The 3,394-nt window shown below is 64.7% G+C and carries 1 protein-coding gene; it reads left to right on the forward strand.

What is annotated here, in order from left to right; translation table 11 throughout:
- A partial coding sequence (locus TRIHO_RS19920; RefSeq protein WP_068247998.1) for a strawberry notch family protein occupies positions 1–3,394 on the forward strand: 3,394 nt, incomplete at both ends.

Raw genomic sequence — 3,394 nt, forward strand, 5'->3', positions numbered from 1 at the left:
CGCCCGAACGCGATGCCGCGCATTGGTCACGCGCCTGCGGTCTCCTGACGCCGCGCTTGGCGTTGACGATGCCGGGGCAGGTCTACCGCAAGCTCGGCACCTCTGTCGAAACCCAGCTGATGGTCTTCGACAAGGTGCAGGAGGACGGCGAAATGATCGGCGTCCCTGTGCGGGATCTGGATGAAGCCTTGGCATATGTCGATGCCGTGGCCGCAACACGGACCGAGATGAGCCCAGCCCAACGGGTTGAAGCGATCCCTCATGCTCGGCCGACCGTTCGATCATCTGTCCCGCGCAAGACCTTTGCCGGTGTTATCACCGCCCCCACAGCCAGGGCCAATGCCGTCCGTCCGCTCAGCTTCACGAGCCTTCAGACCCCGCGCAACAACATGCCCATCTCAGACATCTATGCGCGCTACCGTCCGCAACGGATCGAGATTGCGGATGCGCAGGAACATCCCACGCCGCTCGTTGAAAGCATCGCCATGGCCTCGGTTGCCCCGCCCATGCCCTCAAACACGGGCAGTGATGACTTGCGCCTGCCCGCCCGGTTGATCGAGGAGGGAGATCTCTCCGAGGCACAGCTGGAAACCATCATCATGGCGCATGACGCCCATGGGCGCGACCTGCCCGGTCAGTTTACCATCGATGACGACCAGACCAAGCTGACGCGCGCCGATGATGACCCTAATGCACGGGCCTATCGCCTCGGCTATTTCCTCGGAGATGGCACCGGTTGCGGCAAGGGGCGCGAATGCGCGGGGCTCATCCTTGTGAACTGGCTGGCTGGACGCAGGAAGGCGATCTGGGTCTCCAAATCCGCCACGCTCATCGAGGACGCGATCCGCGACTGGACCGATCTCGGCGGCTCGCCAGCCGACATCCAGCCGCTCTCCAAATGGAAACCGGACCAGCCGATCCCGATGGGCGACGGTATCCTCTTTGTCACCTACGCCACGCTGCGGTCCGCGGGCAAATGCGGCACCACGCGACTGAGCCAGATCCTCGCCTGGATGGGTGAAGACTTTGACGGCGTTCTTGCCTTCGATGAGGCCCATGCCATGCAGAACGCGGCAGGGTCTGAGCAGGGCAGGGGGGTCAAACCCTCCCAGCAGGGCCTTGCTGGCGTGCGGCTGCAACTAGCAGCACCCCGCGCTCGCGTCTTCTACATCTCGGCCACGGGCGCCACGAGCGTGCACAACCTGGCCTATGCCGCGCGGCTGGGGCTCTGGGGGCAGGGGCCCGAATACCCCTTCCCGAGCCGCGAGAGTTTCGTCTCGGCGATGGAAGGCGGCGGTGTCGCTGCCATGGAGGTGGTCGCCCGCGATCTCAAGACGCTCGGGCTCTATACGGCCCGCGCACTCAGTTTTGATGGCGTGGAGTATGACGTGCTCGAACACGCGCTCACCGCTGCCCAGATCGAGATCTACGACGCCTATGCGGGTGCGTTTCGCACCATCCACCATAATCTCGAGGCGGCGCTGACGGCGACCGGTGTCAACGATGCCTCGGGCGAGACCAATGCCTCGGCTGCTCGCGCCTCGGCCAAGTCCCGCTTCGAGAGCACGAAACAGCGCTTCTTCAATCATCTGCTGATGGGCATGAAGGCCCCGACCATCATCCGCGCCATCGCGGACGATCTGGCGGCGGGCAAGGCTTGCGTCATTCAGGTGGTCTCTACAGGCGAAAGCCTGCTGAAACGTCGGCTTGAGACGATGGACCCGGAGGACAAGCTGGTCGAGGGCGCGCTAACGCCGCGCGACTACGTCCTGGGATACCTCGAACAGGCCTTCCCGATTCATGCGCAAAAGCTCGTGGAGATTGACGGCAACATGGTGGCGGAACCCTTGCGGGATGAGACCGGCGCGCTCGTTGTCTCGCGCGAGGCGCTCGCCCTACGCGATGCGGCCATGATGGAGTTGATGACGCTCGCCCCGATCCCTTCGGCGCTGGATCAGATCCTCTGGGCCTTTGGCGACGATGCCGTGGCCGAAGTGACCGGAAGGTCGATCCGACCTCTGAAGGCGGACGATGGCCACCTCTTCATCGAGAAGCGCGCCGCCAGCAGCAATTCATCCGAAACCCAAGCCTTCATGGACGGTGAGAAGGACATCCTTATCTTCTCCGATGCGGGCGGTACGGGCCGGTCCTATCATGCGGCGCAAACGGCGAAGAACCAGAAACGGCGGCGGCACTACCTGCTGGAGCCCGGCTGGCGCGCCGATGCGGCCATCCAGGGGCTCGGCCGCACGCATCGCTCTGCCCAGGTCAGCGCGCCTTTCTTCCGGGTCTGCACCTCGGATGTGCATGGCGAAAAGCGTTTCACCTCGACCATAGCCAAGCGCCTCGACCAGCTAGGGGCCTTGACCAAGGGTCAGCGCGAGACCGGCTCGCAAGGCATGTTCCGGGAGGAGGACAATCTCGAAAGCCCGATCGCGCGGGCCGCACTACGTGGGTATTTCGCCGATCTTGCCGCCGGGCGCGCCGAGGCGATGGGCTATGAGAGCTTCACCGACTGGACGGCCCTGCGGCTGATCGACAAGGACGGGGTGCTCCTTGAGGAGCTTCCCCCGATCCAGCGGTTTCTCAACCGGGTGCTTGCCCTTCCCATCCACATGCAGAACGCGCTCTTTGGCGAGTTCATGAGGCGGATTGCCGATCAGACCGAGCGGGCGCGCGCGGCGGGCATGCTCGATTTCGGCGTCGAAACCCTGCGTGGCGAAAAGATCGAGCAGGTCTCCACGGAGGATCTCTGGACCTGCCCGAAATCTGGGGCCGTGACGCGGATCATCGGGCTGGAGGTCACCGACCCGGTCCACGTCCTTGGGGCCGAAGAGGCCCTGTCGCGCAATCCCGACAAGCTGCCCATGGTCAACCGCGCCTCCGGCCGCGCGGCGCTCATCTCGGCGCGCCCCATGCAGATGTATGACGAGGATTTTGTCACGCTGATGCGCAAGGCGGTGCGGCCAAACGGGTCCAGCTATCTGGAGGAGACAAGGTTCGAGGCCTCGGCCTGGGAAGAGATCGGCAAGCCTGAGTTCGCACGGCTTTGGGATGCCGAGGCTGCGTCCCTGCCGAAAACCACCACGACCAAGCTCTACCTACTGACCGGGCTCTTGTTGCCGATCTGGAAGGACATTCCGACCACCAATGAGCGCATCTACCGCGTCACGCCGGACGGGGCGACCGCCATGATCGGGCGCACGCTGAGCGAAGAAGGGGCGGCCGCGCTGCGCGCCCGCTTCCTCGTCTCCAACCCGCAAACACCGCAAGAGATGCTGACCGCCGCATTGGGCACCACCGCGCCGGTCGATCTGGGCCGGGGTTTGACCCTGACCCGTCGCCGCGTCGCAGGCGAGATGCGTCTCGAGCTGGGCGGCGCGGACAAGGGCAT

Origin of the sequence: Tritonibacter horizontis (assembly GCF_001518015.1) — a bacterium.
In the GTDB taxonomy this organism is placed as follows: Bacteria; Pseudomonadota; Alphaproteobacteria; order Rhodobacterales; family Rhodobacteraceae; genus Epibacterium; species Epibacterium horizontis.